Here is a 22,345-nt window from a genome sequence, read left to right on the forward strand (position 1 = left end):
CAGATCATGACCGTTGACAAACCTCGTCCAAAGCCGCGCTCCGGTGTGGAAGACGTCTGGCCCCTGTCGCCGCTGCAGGAGGGGATGCTCTACCACACCGCTCTCGACAAGGACGGTCCGGACACCTACACCGTGCAGTCCGTCTACGGCATCGAGGGCCCGCTGGACCCCGAGCGTCTGAAGGCGTCCTGGCAGGCGCTCCTGGACCGGCATGCCGCGCTGCGGGTCTGCTTCCGGTACGTCAGCGGCGCGCAGATGGTGCAGGTCGTCTTACGGGACGTCAAGCTCCCGTGGCGTGAGACGGACCTTTCCGGACTCCCGGACGACGTGGCCGACGGTGAAGTGGGGCGGCTGGCGGAGGAAGAGCTGGCCGAGCGCTTCCGGCTGGAGACGGCCCCGTTGATGAAGCTGCACCTGATCCGGCTCGGCCCGGAGAGCCACCGGCTCGTGCACACCCTTCACCACGTACTGGCCGACGGCTGGTCGATGCCGATCATTCACCGCGAGCTCTCCGCGATCTACGCGGCGGGCGGGGACCCGTCCGGGCTGCCGGCCACGACCTCCTACCGCGACTACCTCGCTTGGCTGGGCCGCCAGGACAAGGAGGCGGCCCGGACCGCCTGGCGCAAGGAGCTCGCCGGTCTGGACACCCCCAGTACGGTCGTCCCGGCCGATCCGAGCCGCGTGCCGGACATCGACACGGTGATGACCGAGCTCTCCCCGGAGCTGACGAACGAGCTGGCGCAGCTGGCCCGCGGCCACGGCCTCACGCTGAACACCGTCGTCCAGGGCGTGTGGGCCGTCCTGCTGTCGCAGCTGGCAGGCCGCACCGACGTGGTGTTCGGCGCGACCGTCTCGGGACGGCCGGCCGAGCTGGCCGGCGTGGAGACGATGGTCGGCATGCTGCTCGGCACCCTGCCGGTGCGCGTCCGGCTCGACGGCGGGCGGCGGTTCGTCGACTCGCTCGCCGAGCTGCAGCGGAACCAGTCGGCGCTCATGCCCCACCAGCATCTCGGCCTGCAGGAGGCGCAGGCCGCCGCCGGACCCGGAGCGATCTTCGACACGCTCGTCATCTACGAGAACTTCCCCCGCACCGGACTCGACCGGTCGGAGGACGACGGCCTGAACATGCGCCCGGTGCGGAAGGGACGCGACTCCTCGCACTACCCGTTCACCCTGGTCGCCGGGCCGGGCGAGCGGATGCCGGTCATTCTCAACTACGACCGGGGCCTGTTCGACCGGGAGGTCGCTGAATCCGTCCTGGGCGCGTTCATCCGGGTGGTGGAGCAGCTGGTCGCCGAGCCCGGCGTCCTGGTCGGCCGGCTGACCCTGCTGAGCGCCGCCGAGCGCGCCGTGGTGGTGAACGACTGGAACGCGACCGCGGGCCCGGTGCCCGGGGAGTCCATGGTCGAGCTGTTCGGGCGGCGGGTCGACACCGCACCCCACGCGGTGGCGATCACCGATGCGAGCGGTACGGACCTGACCTACGCCGAGCTCGACCAGGCGTCGAACCGGCTGGCCGGATACCTCACCGATCGCGGCGTCCGGCGCGGCGGTCTGGTCGGGGTGGCCATGGACAGGTCCGCCGACCTGCTGATCACGTTCCTGGCGATCTGGAAGGCAGGAGCCGCGTTCGTCCCGGTCGACGCGGGGAATCCGGCTGAGCGGATCGCGCTCGTACTCGCCGACCCCCAGGTCTCGACCGTCGTGTGCACGATCGCCACCAGCGCGGTCGCGCCGGAGAACGCCATCGTCCTCGACGCACCGGAGACCCGCGCGGCCGTCGACGCCCAGGCCGCCACCACCGCGGAGATCCGGGTCGGTGCCGACGATCTGGCGTACGTGATGTACACGTCCGGATCCACCGGCGTCCCGAAGGGTGTGGCCGTCACCCATGGGGGAGTGGCCGGGCTGGCGGGCGACGCGGGCTGGCGGATCGGCCCCGAGGACGGCGTGCTGATGCACGCGACGCACGTCTTCGACGCCTCGCTCTACGAGATGTGGGTGCCGCTCGCCACGGGCGGCCGGATCCTGCTCGCCGAGCCGGGAGTGGTGGACGCCGGCGGTGTGCGCCGGGCCGTCGAGCGGGGCGCGACCTCCATCCACCTCACCGCCGGAACCTTCCGCGCCCTGGCGGAGGCATCACCGGAATGCTTCACAGGTTTGATCGAGGTCGGCACCGGTGGGGACGTCGTTCCCGCCTACGCGGTGGAGAACCTGCGGCGGGCCCAGCCCGGTCTGCGGGTGCGGAACACCTACGGGCCGACCGAGACCACCCTGTGCGCGACGTGGAAGCCGATCGAGCCCGGTGACGTGCTCGGGGGTGAGCTGCCGATCGGCCGTCCCATGGCGAACCGCGAGATCTACATCCTCGACGCCTTCCTGCGGCCGGTCGCGCCGGGGATCACCGGCGAGCTGTACATCGCCGGCACCGGCCTGGCCCGCGGGTACCTCGGCAGGCCGGATCTGACGACCGAGCGGTTCGTCGCATGCCCGTTCCGCGCCGGTGAGCGCATGTACCGCACCGGCGACCTGGCGCGCTGGAACCGCGACGGAGAGGCGGTCTTCGTCGGGCGGGCCGATGACCAGGTGAAGATCCGGGGTTTCCGGGTGGAGCTGGCCGAGGTGGAGGCCGTGCTGGCGGCCCAGCCGGGCGTGACCGAGGCGGTCGCCGTGGCGCGCGAGGACGAGCCCGGCGAGCGGCGGCTGGTGGGCTACGTCGTCACCGACGGAAACGAGGCCGACGTGGAGGAGATGCGGCGGCGGATGAGCCTCGTCCTGCCCTCCTACATGGTCCCCGTGGCGATCGTCGTCCGTCCGGGCCTGCCCGTCACTCCGAACGGCAAGGTGGATCGCCGGGCCCTGCCCGCCCCCGACTTCTCGGAACGTGCTTCGGCGAAGGCCCCCGAGAGCGAGACAGAGAAGGTGCTGTGCGCGCTGTTCGCCGAAATCCTCGGCGTCGAGCGGGTGGGCGTCGACGACGCCTTCCACGACCTGGGCGGCAGCTCGGCCCTGGCCATGCGGCTCATCGCGCGGATCCGCGAGGAGATCGGCGCTGACCTGCCCATCCGGCAGCTGTTCTCCTCGCCCACGCCCGCAGGCATCGCCCGGGCGCTGGCAGCGAAGTCACGTCCCGCGCTGGAGGCCGCCACCCGGCCGGAGCAGGTGCCCCTCACCGCCCGGCAGCTCCGCGCCTGGCTGCTGGCCCGTCCCGGAGAGACTACCGCGGGCCTGCACGCCTCGGTCGCATTGCGCGTGCGCGGCCGTCTGGACGTGCCCGCGCTGGAGGCGGCGCTCGGTGACGTCGCGTCCCGGCACGAGATCCTCCGGACGACCTTCCCCGGCCAGGCCACGACGGTCCACCAGCACGTCCATGACTCCGCGGCGGTTCAGCTGACGCCGATTCCGGCCGCCGAGGAGGACCTTCCCGGGCTGATCGCCGAACGGGCCGAGCGGCCCTTCGACCTCACCCGTGACCTGCCGTGGCGCTGCGACCTCTTCGCAGTCGCGGAGCGCGAGCACGTGCTGGCGCTGACGGTGCACCGGATCGCCGCCGACGACGACTCGCTGGACGTGTACTTCCGCGACCTGGCGGCCGCGTACGGCGCGCGGCGCGCGGGCCGGGTCCCGGAGCGCGCGCCACTGACCCTGCAGTTCGCCGACTACGCGATCTGGGAGCAACGGCTGCTCGAGGGCGAGCGCGAGCAGGAGAGCCTGATCAACGACCAGATGTCCTTCTGGCGGGACCACCTCGCCGGCATCGACGGGGACACGGTCCTCCCCTTCGACCGTCCGCGCCCGGCCATCCCGTCGCGACAGGCCGACACGGTTGCGCTGCGGCTGGTCGGCGCCGCGCACGCCCGGCTGCTGGCGGCCGTGGACTCGGCCGGCGCGGACGCCCACCAGTTGGTGCATGCCGCGCTCGCCATGCTGCTGACCCGATTCGGCGCGGGCGACCAGCTCGTGATCGGCACGACGCTGCCGCGGGACGAGGACCTCATCGACCTCGAGCCGATGATCGGGCCGTTCGCCCGGCCGTTCCCCCTGCGCACCGACGTCGCCGGCGACCCGACCTTCCTGGAGGTCCTCACCCGGGTGCAGGAGACCGTCCGGGACGCCCGCCAGCACCTGGACGTCCCCTTCGAGCGGATCGTCGATCTGCTGGACCTGCCCGCCTCGCTCTCCCGCCACCCGGTGTTCCAGGTGGGCCTGGAGGTGGCCGAGGAGGACGCCGGCGCGTGGGCCGCGACGGAACTGCCGGCCCTGCGCACCAGTGTCGAACCCGGCCGGCCCGAGGCCATCGAGCTGGACCTCGCGTTCAAGCTCACCGAGCACCGCGACGAGGACGACCACGGCGCCGGCATCGACGGCGAACTCCGCTACGCCACCGACCTGTTCGACAGGGCCACGGCCGAATCGCTGGCACGACGGCTGATCCGCGTCCTGGAACAGGTGGCGGAGGACCCCCACCGGCGCGTCAGCGACCTGGACATCCTGCTGGACGACGCCGAACGCGAGCGTCTGGCCGAGGCCCCGGCCGTGTGGACCGGATCCGTGCCCCCGGCAGTCGCCGACCTGGCCCAGGGCGGCCCGCTCGGCGCGCTCGTGCTCGACGATCAGCTGCTCCCCGTCGCGCCTGGAGCCGTCGGCGATCTCTACGTCACCGGCCCTGCGGCCGACGCGGTCCCGGCCGACCAGAGCCTGGCCTGCCCCTTCGGGACCGAGGGGCGGCGCATGCTGCGCACCGGCTCGCTCGCCCGCTGGTCCGCTGCCGGAACCCTGACCCTCCTGGGCGAGCGGCGGCGATCCAGCGTCACGGCGAAGACCGCCACGGGCGACTTCGAGGTTCTGCTGCCGCTGCGCCCCGGCGGCGACCGTCCGCCGCTGTTCTGCGTCCACGCGAGCGGCGGCCTGAGCTGGAACTACGGACCGCTGCTGCGGGAGCTCCCGGCGAACCAGCCGGTCTACGGAATCCAGGCGCGCGGCCTGGCCCGCACCGAAGCCCTGCCCGGCGGCGTCGAGGAGATGGCGGCCGACTACGTCGCGCAGATCCGCACCGTGCAGCCGACCGGGCCGTACCACCTCCTCGGCTGGTCCCTCGGCGGGCGGATCGCGCAGACGATGGCCGCGCTGCTCGAGGCCGAGGGCGAGCAGGTCGGGATGCTCGCGCTGCTCGACGCCTACCCCACCTACATGGGGAAGAAGGCGCGCGGCGACGGGCGCGTCCAGGAGGCCGTCGACAAGCTGAAGGAACAGCAGATGGAGCTCGCCGCCGGACTGGTCCGGGGAGACGGGGCTCGGGCACGCCTGGAAGAGGTGATGCGGAACCTCGCCGAGGTCGGGCCGAGGCACGACGCCCCGAGCTTCGCCAGCGACATCCTGCTGTTCATCGCTACGCGGGACCGCCCCCCGCACATGCCCGTCGACTGGGCGATCGCCAGTTGGAAGCCCCTGACCAGCGGGACCGTGGAGCCCCACGAGATCCCCGCCGACCACAACGAGATGATGCAGCCCGCGTCGCTGGCCCAGATCGGGGCCATCGTCGCCGAGAAGCTCCGGCCGCGGCCGTAGCGGGAAAGGACACCACCATGACCAACCCCTTCGACAACGAAGACGGCTCCTTCTACGTGCTCGTCAACGACGAGGGCCAGCACTCCCTCTGGCCCGCCTTCGCCGAGGTGCCGGACGGCTGGACCCCCGTCCACGGCGAGGCCGCCCGCCAGGACTGCCTCGCCTATGTCGAGGAGAACTGGATCGACCTTCGGCCGAAGAGCCTGGTAGCGGAGATCGACGGCTGAGCGCTGTCCAGCCGCTCAATGTGGGCAGTTGGACGAGCTCGACGCTCGTCCAACTGCCCTGAGACCTTCATTCCGTGCACACCGGCCGGATGAGACGAAAGGACCTGCGGCATGTTCGAGGAGATCAACGTCGTCCGGGCGTCGCAGTTACACCGGAGGAGCCGGTTCGATCCGGTGCCCGAGCTCCACTCCCTGATGAGCGACGGCGACCTGACCGTCCTGGGAACCGAGGACTCCGCCGAGGGGCGGACCGCGTGGCTCGCCACCGGGATCAAGGAGGTCCGGCAGGTCCTCGGCTCGGACAAGTTCAGCGCGCGCCTGCTGTACGGGGGGACCGCGGCCGGCTTCACCTGGCCCGGCTTCCTCACCCAGTACGATCCGCCGGAGCACACGCGGCTCCGGCGGATGGTGACCCCCGCGTTCACCGTCCGCCGGATGCAGGCGTTCCGGCCGCAGGTCGAGCAGATCGTCCAGGACAGCCTGGACGCCATCGAGGCACTCGGCGGCCCGGTGGACTTCGTCCCGCACTTCGGATGGGCCGTGGCGACGCCGGCGACCTGCGACTTCCTCGGCATTCCCCGGGACGACCAGGCGGATCTGGCACGGACCCTGCTCGCCAGCCGGGCTGACCGGTCGGACAGGCGGCGCACCGCGGCGGGGAACAAGTTCATGACCTACATGAAGCAGCACGTCGCCAACGTGCGCCGCGATTGCGGCGATGACATGTTCGGCGTCGTGGTGCGAGAACACGGTGACGCCATCACGGACGCCGAGCTGACGGGGGTGGCCGCGTTCGTCATGGGCGCGGGCGCCGACCAGGTGGCCCGTCTGCTCGCGGCGGGCGCGTGGCTGATGGTCGAAGCGCCCGAGCAGTTCGCTGTGCTACGGGAGAAGCCCGACACCGTACCGGATTGGCTGGACGAGATGATCCGGTACCTTACGACCGACGAGAAGACTCATCCGCGCGTCGCGACGCAGGACGTGCGGATCGGGGACCACCTCGTCAAGGCCGGCGACACCGTCACGTGCTCCCTGCTGGCCGCCAACCGCCGGAACTACCCGGGTGCGGACGACGAGTTCGACATCACCCGTGCGCGGCCGGAACATCTGGCGTTCGGGCACGGCATTCATCACTGCCTCGGCAGGGCCCTGGCCGAGCTGATGTTCCGGGTCGCGATTCCGGCGCTGGCGCACCGCTTCCCCACCCTGCGGCTGGCCGAACCGCACCGCGAGATCACCTTGGGGCCGCCGCCGTTCGATGTGGAAGCCCTGCTGCTCGACTGGTAGCACCGGAAACCTACGGAGGACCGATGGCACTTCCCCTGCCGCACCAGCGGCACCGGCTCGATCCTGTGCCGGAGTTCCATGGCCTACTGGACGAGGGGCCGCTGCACGAGTACGACACCCAGCCCGGGATGGACGGCCGTAAGCAATGGCTGGTCACCGGGTACGACGAGGTCCGGGAGATCCTCGCCGATCCCGAGCGGTTCAGCTCCATGCGGCCGGTCGACGACGAGGCCGACCGGGCCCAACTGCCGGGACTCCTGCAGGCGTACGACCCGCCGGACCACAGCCGGTTGCGCAGGACCGTGGCCCCGGCCTACTCCGTCCGGCGGATGGAACGGCTGCGGCCGCGTGTCGAGGAAATCGTCGAAGAATGCCTGGACGATCTGGAGAACGTGGGGTCGCCGGTCGACTTCGTCAGGTACGCGGCCTGGCCCATCCCTGCGCTCATCGCCTGTGAGTTCCTCGATGTCCCCCGCGACGACCAGGCCGAGCTGTCGCGGATGATCCGGGAGAGCAGGGAGAGCAGGCTCCCCCGGCAGCGGACATCTTCGGGGCTGGGCGTCGTCAACTACACCAAGAAGCTCGTGGCCCGCAAGCGCCGCGATCCCGGCGAGGGGCTGATCGGTGTCATCGTGCGCGAGCACGGGTCGGAGGTCAGCGACGAGGAACTGGCAGGGCTCGCCGAGGGGAACCTGATCATGGCAGCCGAGCAGATGGCTGCCCAACTGGCGGTCGCGGTGCTCCTGTTCGTGACCCATCCCGACCAGGTGGCGCTGCTTCGCGAACGTCCCGAACTCGTGGACGGCGCGACCGAGGAGCTGCTGCGGCATGCTTCGATCGTCGAGGCCCCGGCCCCTCGGGTCGCTCTCGCGGACGTGCGCGTCGCCGGACGCGACATCCGGGCCGGAGACGTCGTGACCTGCTCCATGCTGGCGATCAACCGTCCGCGGGGCGACCGCTTCGACATCACCCGTGAGAACCCGAAGCACCTGGCGTTCGGATACGGAATCCACCATTGCCTCGGGGCGCCGCTGGCCCGGCTCCAGCTGCAGGTGGCCCTGCCGGCGGTGTTCCGCCGGCTCCCGTCGCTGCGGCTCGCCGTTCCCGAGGAGGACCTGCGGTTCAAGCCGGGCCGGCCCGAGCCCTTTGCTGTGGAGGAGCTTCCTCTTGAGTGGTGACAACACGCCTCCGATACACACACGTCGGCAGGGCTTCGACCCGGCCGACGAGCTGCGCGCCGCCGGAACGCTCACGAGGATCACGATCGGATCCGGAGCGGAGGCGACAACCACCTGGTTGGCCACCGGACACGCAGTCGTCCGGCAAGTCCTCGGCGATCACACCCGATTCAGTACGCGCCGCCGTTTCGACCGGAATGACGAGATCGGCGGAAAGGGCGTCTTCCGGCCGCGTGAGCTGGTCGGCAACCTGATGGACTACGACCCGCCGGAGCACACCCGGCTCCGGCGTCTGCTGGCCCCGGGGTTCACCCAGCGCCAGATCCGGCGGATCGCCCCGTACATCGAACAGATCGTGACGGAACGCCTCGACGCGATGGAGCGGGAGGGGTCCCCCTCGGACCTGGTCGAGATGTTCGCCGACGAGGTACCCGGCCCCGTGCTGTGCGAGCTGCTCGGGGTACCGCGAGACGACCGCGCCAGGTTCCTCCAACTCTGCCACCGGCATCTCGACGCTTCGCTCAGCGATCGGAAGCGGGCGGCCGCGGGCGAGGCGTTCTCCCGCTACCTGGTGACCATGGTCGGCAGGGAACGGAAGGATCCCGGCAGCGGGCTCATCGGTACGGTCGCCGCCGAACACGGCGACTCGGTGACCGACGAGGAGCTGAGGGGTGTCTGCGTGCAGATGATGCTGGCCGGAGACGACAACATCTCCGGCATGATCGGCCTGGGCGTGCTGGCGCTGCTGCGGAACCCTGAGCAGATCGCCGCGCTGCGGGGTGACGTGCAGTCGGCGGACCGGGCGGTCGACGAGCTGATCCGGTACCTGACGGTCCCCTATGCTCCGACGCCCCGGACCGCCATCGAGGACACCGCCGTCGGCGACCAGGTGATCAAGGCAGGGGAGACGGTCCTCTGTTCTCTCCCGACGGCCAACCGCGACCCCGCCCTGCTGCCGGACGCGGATCGCCTCGACGTCACCCGAGAGCCCGTGCCTCATGTCGCGTTCGGGCACGGTGTGCACCATTGCCTGGGAGCCGCGCTCGCCCGCCTCGAACTGCGCATCGCCTATACCGCGCTGTGGCGACGCTTTCCCGAGCTGCGGCTGGCGGATCCCGCCGGGGCGACCGCGTTCCGGCTGAGCACCCCCGCATATGGACTCAGCAGTCTGATGGTCGCGTGGTGACCGGTTGGACGGCTTGAGCGGCGATCCATCGCACTGGACAATCGCAAAGAACTCAATTGAGGGACGGTGGGAGATGTCGGTGGAAACGTTCGACGTGGTGGTGGCGGGTGGCGGGCCGGCGGGCTCGACCGTGGCTTCCCTGGTAGCCATTCAGGGCCACCGAGTATTGCTGCTGGAGAAAGAGGTCTTCCCGCGGTATCAGATCGGCGAGTCGCTGCTTCCGTCCACCGTTCACGGGGTGTGCCGAATGCTTGGTGTCACCGAGGAACTCGCGGCGGCGAATTTCCCGGTGAAGCGCGGCGGTACTTTCCGGTGGGGGGCCAGGCCGGAACCGTGGACGTTCTCCTTCGCCGTGTCCCCGCGGATGACCGGGCGGACCTCGTTCGCCTATCAGGTGGAGCGGGCGCGGTTCGACGAGATCCTGCTGAACAACGCCAAGCGCAAGGGCGTGACGGTCCGTGAGGGATGCTCGGTCACCGAAGTCGTGGAGGAGGGCGACCGGGTCACCGGCCTGCGGTACACCGACTCCGACGGCGGTGAGCACGAGGTCAGCGCACGTTTCGTGATCGACGCGTCAGGCAACAAGAGCCGGCTGTTCTCCAGTGTCGGCGGCACTCGCGACTATTCGGAGTTCTTCCGAAGCCTGGCGCTGTTCGGCTACTTCGAGAACGGCAAACGGCTCCCGGAGCCCTATTCGGGAAACATCCTGAGCGTCGCCTTCGACAGCGGCTGGTTCTGGTACATTCCGCTGAGCGATACGCTCACCAGCGTGGGAGCGGTGGTCCGCAGGGAGATGGCCGAGAAGGTCCAGGGGGACCGGGAAGCGGCCTACAAAGCCCTGATCGCTGAATGTCCGCTGATCTCGGAATACCTGTCGGACGCGCATCGGGTGACGACCGGGAACTACGGGGAACTGAGGGTTCGAAAGGACTACTCATACCTCCAGACGACGTTCTGGCGCCCGGGAATGATCCTCGTGGGCGACGCCGCGTGTTTCGTCGACCCGGTATTCTCCTCCGGCGTTCATCTGGCAACCTACAGCGCCCTGCTCGCCGCCCGTTCGATCAACAGCATTCTCGCGGGCGACCTGGACGAGAAGACCGCCTTGAACGAGTTCGAGGCCCGGTACCGCCGCGAGTACGGGGTGTTCTACGAGTTCCTCGTGTCGTTCTACGAGATGAACGTGAACGAGGAGTCGTACTTCTGGCACGCCAAGAAGGTCACGAACAACAAGCACACGGAGTTGGAATCGTTCGTGGATCTGGTCGGCGGGGTGTCGTCCGGCGAGGCGGCGCTCGAGGCCAGGATCGCCAAGCACAGCGCCGAGTTCGCCGCGGCCGTCGACGACATGGCCGCCGGCGGTGACGGGGACATGGTGCCGATGTTCACGTCGCACGTGGTCAGGCAGGTGATGCAGGAGGGCGGCCAGGTCCAGATGAGGGCGGTGCTCGGTGAGGACGCCGCGCCCGAGGAGCCGGTGTTCCCGGGCGGGCTGGTGGCCTCGCCCGACGGGATGAAGTGGATGCCCTACCGTGGATGAGGCCGCGCCGATCGTGCGACCGACGGCGAACTACATGAGGAGGACGCTCTACGATCCGCACGAGGACATGTTCGCCCTCAGGGCGCACGGCCCGCTGATCCGGATCGCGGGGAACGCGTCCGATCAGATGAGCACGGACTACGTCTGGCAGGCCATGGGCTACGACGTGGTGCGCGAGATCCTCGGTGATCACGAGAACTTCACGACGCGGCTCCGGCTGACCGAGGCGGAACCGCTCAGCGGCGAAGGGGTGCCGGTCCCGCCGGAGCTGGCCGGACAGCTCTCGATCTACGATCCGCCCGAACACACGCGGCTGCGGCGGATGCTGACGCCCGAGTTCACGGTCCGACGGATCCGCAGGCTCGAGCCCACGATCGAGGGCATCATCGAAGAGCACCTCGATGCGATGGAGGCCGCGGGACCGCCCGCGGATCTCCAGGTACTGTTCGCCGACCCGGTCGGCGGCGAGGCCCTGTGCGAGCTGCTCGGGGTTCCGCGCGACGACCGAAACGAGTTCATCCGCCGCGTCAGGCAGAACGTCGACCTCAGCCGCGGGTACAAGGCCCGGGCGGCGGACAGCGCGGCGTTCAATCGGTACCTGAACGCTCTCATCACCCGGCAGCGGAAGGCGCCCGACGAGGGGTTCCTCGGCATGCTGGTGCGCGAGCACGGCGAGCGGATCGGCGACGAGGAATTGAAGGGCGTCTGCACGGCGCTGATCCTCGGCGGCGTCGAGAGCGTCGCGGGGATGATCGGCTTCGGGGTCCTCGCGCTGCTCGACCATCCCGACCAGAGGCAGTTGCTCTTCGCCTCCCGCGAGGAGGCCGACCGCGTGGTGAACGAACTGCTGCGCTTCCTTTCGGCCGTGCAGCAGCCGACTCCGCGAATGGCCGTCAGGGATGTCGTCGTCGGCGGGCAGCTGATCAAGGCGGGGGAATACGTCCTCTGCTCGATTCTCATGGCCAACCGGGACGAGGGGTTGACGCCGGATCCCCATCTCCTCGACGCGAACCGCGAACCACTCCCGCATGTCGGATTCGGGCACGGTATCCATCACTGCGTAGGCGCCGCAGTGGCAAGGGCGGTGCTCCGCATCGCCTATCAGGCCCTGTGGCGGCGGTTCCCCGGACTGAGCCTGGCCGTGCCCGCGGAGGAAGTGAAGTTCCGCAACGCGTTCATAGACAGCCCGGATCGGTTGCCGCTCACCTGGTAGCGGACGCCACGACGGATCAGCGATCAATCGAGGGACGGTGAGAGATGTCGGCGGAAGCGTTCGACGTGGTGGTCGCGGGGGGTGGGCCGGCGGGTTCGACCGCGGCCTCCTTGGTGGCCATGCAGGGCCACCGGGTGCTCCTGGTGGAGAAAGAGGTCTTTCCGCGGTACCAGGTCGGTGAGTCGTTGCTTCCGTCCACCGTTCACGGGGTGTGCCGGATGCTCGGCGTCACCGATGAACTGGCGGAGACGGATTTCCCGGTGAAGCGGGGTGCGACGTTCCAGTGGGGCGCTCGGCCGGAGCCGTGGGCCTTCTCCTTCGAGGCGTCATCGCGATTGACCGGCTCGACGTCATTCGCCTACCAGGCGGATCGGGCGCGGTTCGACGAGATCCTGCTGAACAACGCCAAGCGCAAGGGCGTGGTGGTTCGTGAAGGGTGCTCGGTCACCGCAGTGGTCGAGGAGGGCGATCGGGTCACCGGCCTGCGGTATCTCGACCCTGACGGCGGCGAGCACGAGGTCGGCGCACGTTTCGTGGTCGACGCGTCAGGCCATGAGAGCCCGCTGTTCTCCAGCGTCGGCGGCACTCGCGACCATGCGGAGTCCTTCCGCGGTCTGGCGCTGTCCGGCTACTTCGGGAACGGCTGCAAGCGGCTGCCGGAACCGCATGCGGGTGACGCCTTGAGCGTGACCTTCGACAAGGGCTGGTTCTGGTACGTCCCGCTGTTCGGCGGGCTCACCAGCGTGGGTGCGGTGGTGCGCGGGGAGGTGGCCGAGAAGCTCCCGGACGACCGGGAGGAGGCGTTCAAGGCCCTGATCGCCGAATGCCCGACCATCTCGGACCTGCTCTCGGAGGGGATGCGGGTGACGGCCGGCAAGTACGGGAAGCTGCGAATCCGCGAGGACTTCGTCTACCACCAGACGACGTTCCGGCGTCCGGGGATGATCCTGGTGGGAGACGCCGCGTGTTCCGTCGACCCGCTGTTCTCCAGCGGCGTTCATCTCGCGACCTACAGCGCCCTGTTGGCCGCCCGTTCGATCAACAGCGTCCTCGCGGGCGATCTGGACGAGGAGACCGCCCTGACGGAGTTCGAGGCGCGGTACCGCCGCGAGTTCGGGGCGTTCTCCGAGTTCCTCGCGGCGTTCCACGCGATGACCGGCGACGAGCACCCGGAACCGGAGTCGTTCGTGGATCTGGCCACCGGAGTGTCGTCCGGCGACGAGGCGTTCGTGGCAGGGGGCGAGGGGGCGGCCGCGCCCGGGGAACCGATGTTCCCGGGCGGGCTGGCGGTCTCGCCCGACGGAATGAAGTGGTTGCCTCGCCCGCCCGCAGCCCTGTAATCATTCGATCGTGAGGAGCAGAGGTGACTGAGGAACGGCTCTTTCTCCGGTCCGACACCATCATCGAGCCATTGGTCGACCGGTTCTACGCCCAGCTGTACACGATGGCCCCCGTAACTGGCGCCATGTACCTCGCCTTCCGGCAGATCCCGATGCTGGAGTCCTACCTGCAGACCCCGGACTGGCATTTCTCGGGCAGCCGCGATCCGAAGTTCCGCGGCGGATTCTTCGTCGGCATCGAGGAGAAGCGGAAGGGCGAGGTCGAGGCGCTGCTGGCGGCCATCCGGCGCGACAGCGCGGACATCATCCGGTTCGCCCATGCGATCGCGGAGGCCGAGAAGATCGTCCGGGAGGAGGCGACCGGCTACGACCTCAGGCCGCTCTACCCGAAGCTCCCTCCCGAGCTGGCGGGCCTGGTGGAAGTCGCCTATGACACCGGCAACGAGGCTTCGCTGCACTTCCTGGAGCCGCTCGTCTACCAGAGCAAGGCTTACACCGAGGACCGCCAGTCGGTTCAGCTCTCGGTGGAGTCAGGCATCGAGCGGCCGTTCGTGATGAGCACCCCACGGCTGCCCTCGCCCGACGTGCTGGAGCTGGACATCCCCTTCCGGCACCCCGGCATCGAGGAGCTGTTCCGCTCCAGGATCCGGCCCACCACCTTGGCCGCGCTCCGCGAGGCGCTGGAACTCGGCGACGCGGAAGCCGCCCAACTGTCCCGCTTGCTGCTCGCGGAGCCAGGGCTGGCCGCCGACCGCCACGTCACGGCCGGAGCCAGGATCCGTTACCTGGGGCATGCCTGCCTCCTCCTGCAGACGCCCGAGGTGTCGATCCTCACGGACCCGTTCATCAGCGCCGACACCAGCGCGACCGGCCGGTACACCTATGACGACCTGCCCGACCACATCGACTACGTCCTCGTCACTCACGGGCATTCCGACCATCTCGTGTCCGAGACCCTGCTCCAACTGCGTGGCCGGGTCGGCACGTTCGTCGTGCCGAGGAGCTCGCGCGGCAATCTGTGCGACCCGTCGCTGGCGCTCTTCCTGAGGTGCCTCGGGCTCCCCGTCATCGAGGTGGACGACTTCGACGAGGTGGCCTTCCCCGGCGGGAAGATCGTCGCCACTCCGTTCTTCGGGGAGCACGCCGATCTCGACATCCGTGCCAAGGCGACCTACTGGATCCGTCTCGGCGGGAAGTCCGTCTACGTGGGAGCGGACTCCTCCGGCCTTGATCCGGTCCTCTACCGCTACGTCCGCCGGCATCTCGGACCGGTCGACATCGCGTTCCTCGGCATGGAGTGCGACGGTGCGCCGATGAACTGGAAGTACCAGCCGCTGTTCACCACGCCGATCCCGAAGAAGATGAGCCAGACCCGCAAACTGTCCGGCTCCAACGCGGAGCAGGCGAGCGCGATCGTCACCGAGCTGGGGGCCGAAGAGGTGTACATCTACGCCATGGGTGAGGAGAGCTGGCTCGGCCATGTCATGGCCACCAGCTACAACGAGGACTCCTACCAGCTCCAGCAGATCGCCGAGTTCGAGGAATGGTGCTCGCGCAAGGGAGTTAAGTCCGGTCATCTGCTCGACCAGGCCGAATGGCACTGGTCGTAGCTCCGCCGGCAGCATCAAGGCTAGGGGCCGGCACATATCGTCCGCGTGTCGAAAATCGGATACGTGCCGGCAACGTCCGGTCGTCTTCTCTTGTGGCATGTCTCGAACCCAGCCCTCAGCACGAACGACGACCCGGAGGCTGCCCGTTGGGTGGCCTCCGGGACGGCGTCTCCTCACGTGTCGGGAGCGAGAGCAGACGATGACACAGGTGAACACGGCCGAGACCGGGCAGTGCAGCCCGGCGGCTGACGACGAAGGAACTCGGCCTGCGGGCGGCTCACGGCCGGGCCCGTGGAAGCGCGGCCCGGTACTCACGGCGTGTGCGCTGCTGCTCGGCCTGCTTCTGCTGCTGCACGGGTACCTCACGGACTGGGCCGGTCTGGGCAGTCTGGTGGACACCTTTCTGCCGTGGTTCGGTCTGTTGGTCCCGGTGCTGCTTGCCGGGGCGCTGTGGCGCCGCTCCGCCTCCGCGGTCGTCGCGCTGCTGTTGCCGGTCACCGTGTGGCTGAACCTCTTCGGCGGGCTGCTCGTCGACAAGTCCCACCAGGGCGGCGATCTCACGGTGGTCAGCCACAACGTGTCCGCCGAGAACCGTGATCCGGCCGGCACCGCCCGTGACCTGGCCGCCTCCGGCGCGGATGTGCTGGCGCTCGAGGAGCTGGCCGACCAGGCCACGGGTACGTACGAGACGGAGCTGGCGAAGGCGTACCCGTACCACACCGTGCAGGACACGGTCGGGCTGTGGAGCAAGCTGCCGCTGTCCGACACCCGGCCGGTCGACGTCCTGTGGGGCACGGACGGGCCGTCGGCCGAGAAGCCGCGGCCCGAGGACGTCCCGGTGGAGCCGACTCGTGCGCTGCGCACCACGGTGGCCACCCAGAAGGGGCCGCTGGCGGTGTACGTGGCGCATCTGGGTTCCGTAAGGGTGATGCCCAGGGGCGGTTTCTGGACGGAGACGCGGGACGGCGGCGCGACGAAGCTCGCCCGGGCAGTCGCCGCCGAGCGCAGCGAGCGGGTGCTGGTGCTCGGTGACTTCAACGGCACCATGGACGACCGTGCGTTCGACGGCCTCGCCTCGCAGCTGCGTTCGGCCCAGGACGTGGCTGGGGACGGGTTCGGCTTCAGCTGGCCGGCGGAGTTCCCGGTGGTGCGGATCGACCAGATCCTGGTCCGCGGTGTGGACCCGAGGAGTGCGTGGCTGTTGCCGGCCACGGGCAGTGACCACCGGCCGGTGGCGGCCAGAATCAGCTGGTAACGCCGTGAGCCGCCGGGTGGTGACATATCGTCGGCGTATCGAGAATCGCATACGCCCGGGCAACACCCCACGAGATTGACTGGCGACATGTCCTACAACTTCTCCAGCGCACCAGGTCGAACTGCAGCCGGGACAGCAGCAGTCGGGAATCCGGTCGTCAGGCCGATCAGCGCCGCCGAGCATCTGGCGTTCGTGCGGGCCCAGCGGTCGGTCAGCTTTCTGCAGACCCCGGCGTGGGGTCGCGTCAAGACCGAGTGGCGCAGCGAGTCCCTCGGCTGGTTCGACGGTCAGCGCCTGGTCGGTGCCGGGCTCGTCCTGCACCGCCCGGTGCCGCGGCTCGACCGTTTCACGCTGGCGTATCTACCCGAGGGTCCGGTCATCGACTGGAGTGGTGAGATCGGTGCGTGGCTCGATCCGCTGGCGGCGTATCTCAAGGAGCACGGCGCGTTCGCGATCCGGCTCGGCCCGCCGGTGGAAACGGACTACTGGAGCGCCGCCCAGGTCAAGGAGGGCATCGCCGACCCGGACATCCGGCGGTTGACCGACATGCCAGGACAGGGGGGCGACCCGGTCGGCGCCCGCGTGAGCAGCAGGCTCAAGGACGCGGGCTGGCTGCCGCAGAACCCGCTGGACGGGTTCGGGGTCGGGCATCCGCAGTTCAAGTACGTGGTCCCGCTGGCGGGCAGGACCGAGGACGAGCTGTTCAGGGGCATGAACCAGCAGTGGCGCCGCAACATCAAGAAGGCGGCCAAGGAGGGCGTCGAGGTCACGGTCGGCGACGGGGGGCCGGAAGGCCTGAAGGCGTTTCACGACCTCTACGTCCACACCGCCGAGCGCGACCACTTCACCCCCCGGCCGCTGCGCTACTTCGAGACCATGTTCGCGGTGCTGAGCGCCGAGGACCCCGAGCGGATCAAGCTCTACCTGGCCCACCACCAGGGCGACTTGGTCGCCGCCACTGTCCTGGTCCGCGTCGGGGCCCACGCGGTGTACTCCTATGGCGCCTCCGCCACCGCGAAGCGCGAGGTGCGCGGCTCCAACGCCTGTCAGTGGGCGATGATCCGCGACGCGCTCGCGGCCGGCTGCGACGTCTACGACCTGCGCGGCATCACTCCCACCCTCGACGCCGACGACCCGCACGTCGGCCTCGTCCAGTTCAAGGTCGGCACCGGCGGCCGGGCGGTGCGGTACGTCGGCGAGTGGGACCTGCCGCTGCGACCGATGGTCTACCGAGTCTTCGACCTCTACATGAGGCGGCGCGGACGCTGAGCCGTACGGCCGACTACGCGAGCGCGGCGGCGACTTGGTCGAGGCGCGCCCCGCGGGATGCCTTGACCAGTACCACATCACCGGCGGCGAGGCGGTCGCGCAGCCAGTCGACGGCCGCGTCGTTGTCGGTGAGGACCACTGACCGCTCTCCCGCACCGTCGGCGATCGGCCGGGCTCCCTCACCGACGGCGACCACCACGTCGGCCCCGGCGGCGGCGTACGCCCCGACGGCGCGGTGCTCCGCCTCGCTGTCGTCGCCGAGTTCGAGCATTTCGCCGAGTACGGCGATGCGGCGCCTGCACTCGATGGCCGCCAGTGCGTCCAGGGCGGCGCGGGTCGAGTCCGGGTTGGCGTTGTAGGAGTCGTTGATCAGCGTTGCCCCGCAGGCGAGGTCGCGCGACTCCATCCGCCACGGCGACAGCGAGGCGGTGGTCAGCGCCGCCGTGGCCAGGTCGAGGGGAACCCCGGCCGCAAGTGCTGCCGCCGCGGCAGCCGAAGCGTTGAGGGCTTGGTGGGCCCCGACGAGTGGCAGCGCAACGTGAGCCGAGGTGGCGACGGTCCGCAGCGTGCAGGACGGCCGGCCGAGCCGGTCGAGGGTCAGGTCGAGTGCCCGTACGTCGGCGTGGGCCGCCCGGCCGAAGGTCAGAACCGGACCGTCGGTGAGCGCGCGCATCGCGGCCACTCCGGGATCGTCGGCGTTGAGGATCGCGGTTCCGCCGGGCGCAAGCCCCTGTACCAGTTCGCCCTTGGTCCTGGCGATGGCGGCGCGCGACCCGAACTCGCCGAGGTGGGCCAGGCCGACGTTGAGGACGACGGCGATGTCGGGCGCGACCAGGCCGGTGAGCTTGGCGATGTCGCCGACGTGGCGGGCTCCCATCTCCAGGACGAGGAACCGGGTGGCCGCCTGGGCGCGCAGCATGGTGAGCGGCACACCGAGCTCGTTGTTGAGTGAGCCGGTCGTGGCGACCGTCGGCCCGGCGCCCGAAAGCACGGCCGCCAGCAGGTCCTTGGTGCCGGTCTTGCCCTGCGAGCCGGTCACCCCGACGACGGTCAGTCTGTCGCGCAGCCGGGCCACGACATGGGCAGCGAGCATCTGCAGCGCGGTCTGGACGTCCTCGACGACGACGGTGGGCAGCGGCGTGGGCCGGGAGCCGAGCACGGCCACCGCACCGGCCAACCCGGCCTGTTCCGCGTAGTCATGGCCGTCGGCATGCTGGCCGGCGAAGGCGACGAAGAGGCCGCCCGGCTCGGCCTGTCGGCTGTCGAGCACGGCCGGCGCGGTCACGGTCACGGAGCTGTCGCCCTCGGCCTTTCCGCCAACGATTTCGGCGATCTCGCCGAGGCTGAGAGGGATCACGCCGATTCCCTGGAGGCCGTGCCTGGTGATAGGTAAGTCATGCCTCCAGTCAAGGGAGTGGGACGTATCACGGGCATATCGAAAACCACATACGCTCCGGATACCTCATGCCGCCTTGACTGGAGGCATGACCCACAGCGAAAGGACCCGTATCACCATGTACGGGTGCGGACCGGACGAAGCTGTTCTGTTCCGCGAGCTGGCGCCCGGCTTCGGTGTGCAGCCGGCCGTCACCGACGCACCGGTGTCCGAAGCCAATAGTGAATTGGCCTCCGGCAGCCGGTGCATCAGCGTCGGCCACAAGACTCCCGTCACCCGTGCCACGCTGCGTGCCCTCGGTGGAGTCGGCGTGGGCTACATCTCCACGCGGAGCATCGGGTACAACCACATCGACGTGGAATACGCGGACAGCATCGGCATCTCTGTCGAAAACGTCTCCTACTCGCCGGACAGCGTGGCCGACTACACGCTGATGCTCATGTTGATGGCGGTACGGGATGCGAAAGCCATCGTCCGTCGCACCGACGCGCACGACTACCGACTGAGTGATGTGCGCGGGAAGGAGCTGCGCGATCTGACTGTCGGCGTGATCGGGATGGGTCGTATCGGCGCGGCGGTCCTGGAGCGGTTGCGGGGTTTCGGTTGCCACATCCTGGCCCATGACAATCGTCCGGTGGACCACCCCGGTGCCACTGTCGAGGACGTCTCGCTCGATGAATTGCTGCGGCGGAGCGACCTGGTCACGCTGCATGTGCCGCTCACCGTGGCCACGCACCATCTGCTGAACGGGCAACGTCTGGCGCAGATGAAGGACGGCGCGCTGATCGTCAACACCGGACGTGGTGGGCTCATCGACACCGAGGCCCTGCTGCAGGAACTGGAAAGCGGCAGGCTGGGCGGCGCGGCGCTGGATGTCGTCGAAGGCGAGGAAGGCATCTTCTACGCCGACTGCCGGGACAAACCCGTGGAAAGCAAAGCGCTGTTGCGGCTGCAGGAGCTGCCGAACGCGCTCATCAGTCCGCACACCGCCTACTACACGGATCACGCTCTGCGCGACACCGTGGAGAACTCTCTCACCAACTGCCTGGCATTCGAAAGCAGGAGTCAGCATGGCTAGGTTGAAGGTCGGCATCATCTTCGGGGGCCGTTCCGAGGAGCACCTCGTCTCCGTCAAGTCCGCGCGAGAGGTGGCCCGGAACCTGGATCTCGAGAAGTACGAACCCTTCTACATCGGGATCACGAAGAGCGGAGCCTGGAAGCTCTGCGACGGGCCTGACGGGGAGTGGGAGAACGGCAACTGCCGCCCCGTCGTGCTGTCGCCGGGCAGCGACGTGCACGGACTGCTCACTCTGGAGCAGGGGTGCTACGGAACGATCCGTCTGGACGTCGTGCTGCCCGTGCTGCACGGCAGACTCGGAGAGGACGGCGCGATGCAGGGCCTGCTGGAACTCTCCGGAATCCCCTACATCGGCTGCGACGTCCAGAGTTCCGCTCTGTGCATGGACAAGTCCCTTGCCTATGTCGTCGCCAGAAGCGCCGGAATCGCCACGCCGAACTTCTGGACCGTCACGGCGGACGAGACCATCGATCCCGCCAAGCTCACCTATCCGGTCTTCGTGAAGCCGGCCCGATCGGGATCGTCCTTCGGCGTCACCAAGGTGTCCCGGGAAGAGGAACTTCCGAGCGCGGTGGAAACGGCACGGCAATACGACTCGAAGGCGCTGATCGAAGAGGCTGTCGTCGGCAGCGAGATCGGCTGCGCCATCCTCGGGAACGGGGCGGATCTCGTCGCGGGAGAAGTGGACCGGATTGCGCTCTCGCACGGATTCTTCAGGATCCATCAGGAAGACTCCCCCGAGACCGGTTCCGAGAACTCCGTGGCAGTCGTTCCCGCCGACATCCCCGAAAAGTCACGGCTGCTCGTCCAGGAGGCGGCCAAGGCCGTGTACCGCGCCTTGGGGTGCAGCGGTCTTGCGCGGGTGGACATGTTCCTCAAGGAGGACGGACAAGTAGTCCTCAACGAGGTCAATACCTTCCCCGGAATGACCTCGTACAGCCGTTATCCGAGAATGATGGCGGCCGCGGGCATTCCGCTCTCCGAGGTGATCGACCGGGCCGTCTCCCTCGCCTTGACGGGGAAGATTCGATGACGTCGATGATGGACGGCTTCGTCTTCGTGGACGACGTGGTGTCCGGAATACGCTGGGATGCCAAGTACGCCACGTGGGACAACTTCACCGGCAAACCGGTGGACGGATATCTGGCCAATCGAGTCGTCGGTACGAGGGCTCTGTGCACGGCTCTGGAGCGGGCGCAGGAGCAGGCCGCATCACTGGGGTTCGGCCTGCTGCTCTGGGACGGCTATCGCCCGCAGCGCGCCGTCGACTGCTTCCTGCACTGGTCGCAGCAGCCGGAGGACGGCCGGACGAAGTCGCGGCACTATCCCAATATCGGCAGGGCCGAGATGTTCGAGAAGGGATATGTGGCCGCCAGGTCGGGCCACAGCCGGGGCAGCACCGTCGACCTCACGCTCTATGACCTGGCCACGGGTGAACTCGTCTCCATGGGCGGCGACCATGACCTGATGGATCCCGTCTCGCACCATGGCGCACAAGGGATCACGTCCGTCGAAGCGCGGAACCGTCAGCACCTGCGGTCCATCATGGAGACCTGTGGTTTCAGCGCGTACGAGTGCGAGTGGTGGCATTACACGCTCGACAACGAACCCTATCCGGACACCTATTTCGATTTCCCCATCACGTAAGTACTCCAGCTGTAGATCGTGATCTTCACGTTTGGGATACCGTTCGATCACCGTACGGGCCAATTCCGGCTCGGTCGCGAAGACGGTGTCCTCGCCGAGTCCAGCTGCCAGGCAGCGATATGGGTCGCTCGTCCAGGAGCGGGGGGAGGTACTGCTCCCGGTCCACCGCCCGTGTGTCCCCGCTCGGCGGCGTCGCCAGTCTCGTCGACAGCCTGTGACCTGCGGCCACCGTCTCATCGTTACTCCACACAAGTCACGATGATCAACGGTGGCCGCACCCGTCTCCGCGCCGGCCCCGAGTAGCAAGATCACGATCTGCGGCTTGAGTACTGGTCATTCGACGATAGGTGAGTGCCTCTATTCGTGTAAGGGTGTTACGATCGCGTGACCGCGTGTCGGGGCGTGATGCTGTGACGGGGGGAGCCGAATGGCCTTGGCTGCAGGCAAGATTCTTTAGTTCAGCACGATGCCAGTGCGACGGGATTCACGAATGCCGGGTGCAAGCGACCGGCAGCGAGACGGCGTCCTGTATGGCCCCGGTTTTCCAC

Annotated in this window: 15 protein-coding genes; 14 read left to right on the plus strand and 1 reads right to left on the minus strand. The window is 68.9% G+C overall.

Annotated elements, in window-relative coordinates:
- Nucleotides 1-6: 6 nt before the first annotated feature.
- From ACIOJE_RS29705 to ACIOJE_RS29755, 11 genes are all read left to right on the plus strand, one after another.
- Nucleotides 7-5,571, plus strand: a complete 5,565-nt coding sequence (locus tag ACIOJE_RS29705) for an amino acid adenylation domain-containing protein (protein ID WP_400780301.1) — start codon at nt 7-9, stop codon at nt 5,569-5,571.
- Between the two features lie 17 nt (nt 5,572-5,588).
- The gene (locus ACIOJE_RS29710) at nt 5,589-5,798 is read left to right on the plus strand and encodes an MbtH family protein (protein ID WP_400780304.1); all 210 of its coding nucleotides are present in this window, start codon (nt 5,589-5,591) and stop codon (nt 5,796-5,798) included.
- Nucleotides 5,799-5,909: 111 nt separating this feature from the next.
- Complete coding sequence (locus tag ACIOJE_RS29715) at nt 5,910-7,085, plus strand: cytochrome P450 (RefSeq protein WP_400780307.1); 1,176 nt, start codon at nt 5,910-5,912, stop codon at nt 7,083-7,085.
- A gap of 23 nt (nt 7,086-7,108) precedes the next feature.
- Nucleotides 7,109-8,263 carry a cytochrome P450 gene (locus tag ACIOJE_RS29720; RefSeq protein ID WP_280684259.1) on the plus strand — a complete coding sequence of 385 codons (1,155 nt, stop codon included), beginning with the start codon at nt 7,109-7,111 and terminating at the stop codon, nt 8,261-8,263.
- On the plus strand, nt 8,253-9,449 hold the full coding sequence (locus tag ACIOJE_RS29725; RefSeq protein WP_280684258.1) for a cytochrome P450: 1,197 nt from the start codon (nt 8,253-8,255) through the stop codon (nt 9,447-9,449). The genes ACIOJE_RS29720 and ACIOJE_RS29725 overlap by 11 nt, the downstream gene beginning before the upstream one ends.
- A 73-nt stretch (nt 9,450-9,522) precedes the next feature.
- Nucleotides 9,523-10,989 (plus strand): tryptophan halogenase family protein, encoded by a 1,467-nt coding sequence (locus tag ACIOJE_RS29730; protein WP_400780311.1) that lies wholly within the window; start codon nt 9,523-9,525, stop codon nt 10,987-10,989.
- The gene (locus ACIOJE_RS29735) at nt 10,982-12,202 is read left to right on the plus strand and encodes a cytochrome P450 (RefSeq protein WP_400780314.1); all 1,221 of its coding nucleotides are present in this window, start codon (nt 10,982-10,984) and stop codon (nt 12,200-12,202) included. The genes ACIOJE_RS29730 and ACIOJE_RS29735 overlap by 8 nt, the downstream gene beginning before the upstream one ends.
- A gap of 44 nt (nt 12,203-12,246) precedes the next feature.
- Nucleotides 12,247-13,542 (plus strand): FAD-dependent oxidoreductase, encoded by a 1,296-nt coding sequence (locus tag ACIOJE_RS29740; protein WP_400780317.1) that lies wholly within the window; start codon nt 12,247-12,249, stop codon nt 13,540-13,542.
- A 23-nt stretch (nt 13,543-13,565) separates the two neighbouring features.
- Nucleotides 13,566-15,152, plus strand: a complete 1,587-nt coding sequence (locus tag ACIOJE_RS29745) for an MBL fold metallo-hydrolase (RefSeq protein WP_280684250.1) — start codon at nt 13,566-13,568, stop codon at nt 15,150-15,152.
- A 199-nt stretch (nt 15,153-15,351) separates the two neighbouring features.
- A complete protein-coding gene (locus ACIOJE_RS29750) occupies nt 15,352-16,407 on the plus strand; it encodes an endonuclease/exonuclease/phosphatase family protein (RefSeq protein ID WP_280684248.1) in 1,056 nt (351 codons plus the stop codon).
- An 87-nt stretch (nt 16,408-16,494) separates the two neighbouring features.
- Nucleotides 16,495-17,676 (plus strand): peptidoglycan bridge formation glycyltransferase FemA/FemB family protein, encoded by a 1,182-nt coding sequence (locus ACIOJE_RS29755; RefSeq protein ID WP_280684246.1) that lies wholly within the window; start codon nt 16,495-16,497, stop codon nt 17,674-17,676.
- 13 nt (nt 17,677-17,689) lie between these two features.
- On the opposite strand, the gene murF is transcribed toward ACIOJE_RS29755, so the two are convergent.
- Nucleotides 17,690-19,033 carry a UDP-N-acetylmuramoyl-tripeptide--D-alanyl-D-alanine ligase gene (murF, locus tag ACIOJE_RS29760; RefSeq protein ID WP_400780323.1) on the minus strand — a complete coding sequence of 448 codons (1,344 nt, stop codon included), beginning with the start codon at nt 19,031-19,033 and terminating at the stop codon, nt 17,690-17,692.
- 127 nt (nt 19,034-19,160) lie between these two features.
- On the opposite strand from murF, the gene ACIOJE_RS29765 reads away from it, so the two are divergent.
- From ACIOJE_RS29765 to vanX, 3 genes are read left to right on the plus strand one after another with little or no spacing between them, the layout of a single operon-like run.
- Nucleotides 19,161-20,150: a D-isomer specific 2-hydroxyacid dehydrogenase family protein gene (locus ACIOJE_RS29765; protein WP_280684242.1), complete on the plus strand. Its 990-nt coding sequence runs from the start codon at nt 19,161-19,163 to the stop codon at nt 20,148-20,150.
- Nucleotides 20,143-21,183 carry a D-alanine--(R)-lactate ligase VanA-Sc gene (gene vanA-Sc, locus ACIOJE_RS29770; protein ID WP_280684240.1) on the plus strand — a complete coding sequence of 347 codons (1,041 nt, stop codon included), beginning with the start codon at nt 20,143-20,145 and terminating at the stop codon, nt 21,181-21,183. Before ACIOJE_RS29765 ends, vanA-Sc begins: the two co-directional genes overlap by 8 nt.
- Nucleotides 21,184-21,188: 5 nt before the next feature.
- Nucleotides 21,189-21,797, plus strand: a complete 609-nt coding sequence (vanX, locus tag ACIOJE_RS29775; RefSeq protein ID WP_280684292.1) for a D-Ala-D-Ala dipeptidase VanX — start codon at nt 21,189-21,191, stop codon at nt 21,795-21,797.
- The last annotated feature ends 548 nt before the right edge of the window (nt 21,798-22,345 follow it).

The organism is Kitasatospora sp. NPDC087861, from assembly GCF_044742585.1.
Taxonomy (GTDB): domain Bacteria; phylum Actinomycetota; class Actinomycetes; order Streptomycetales; family Streptomycetaceae; genus Kitasatospora.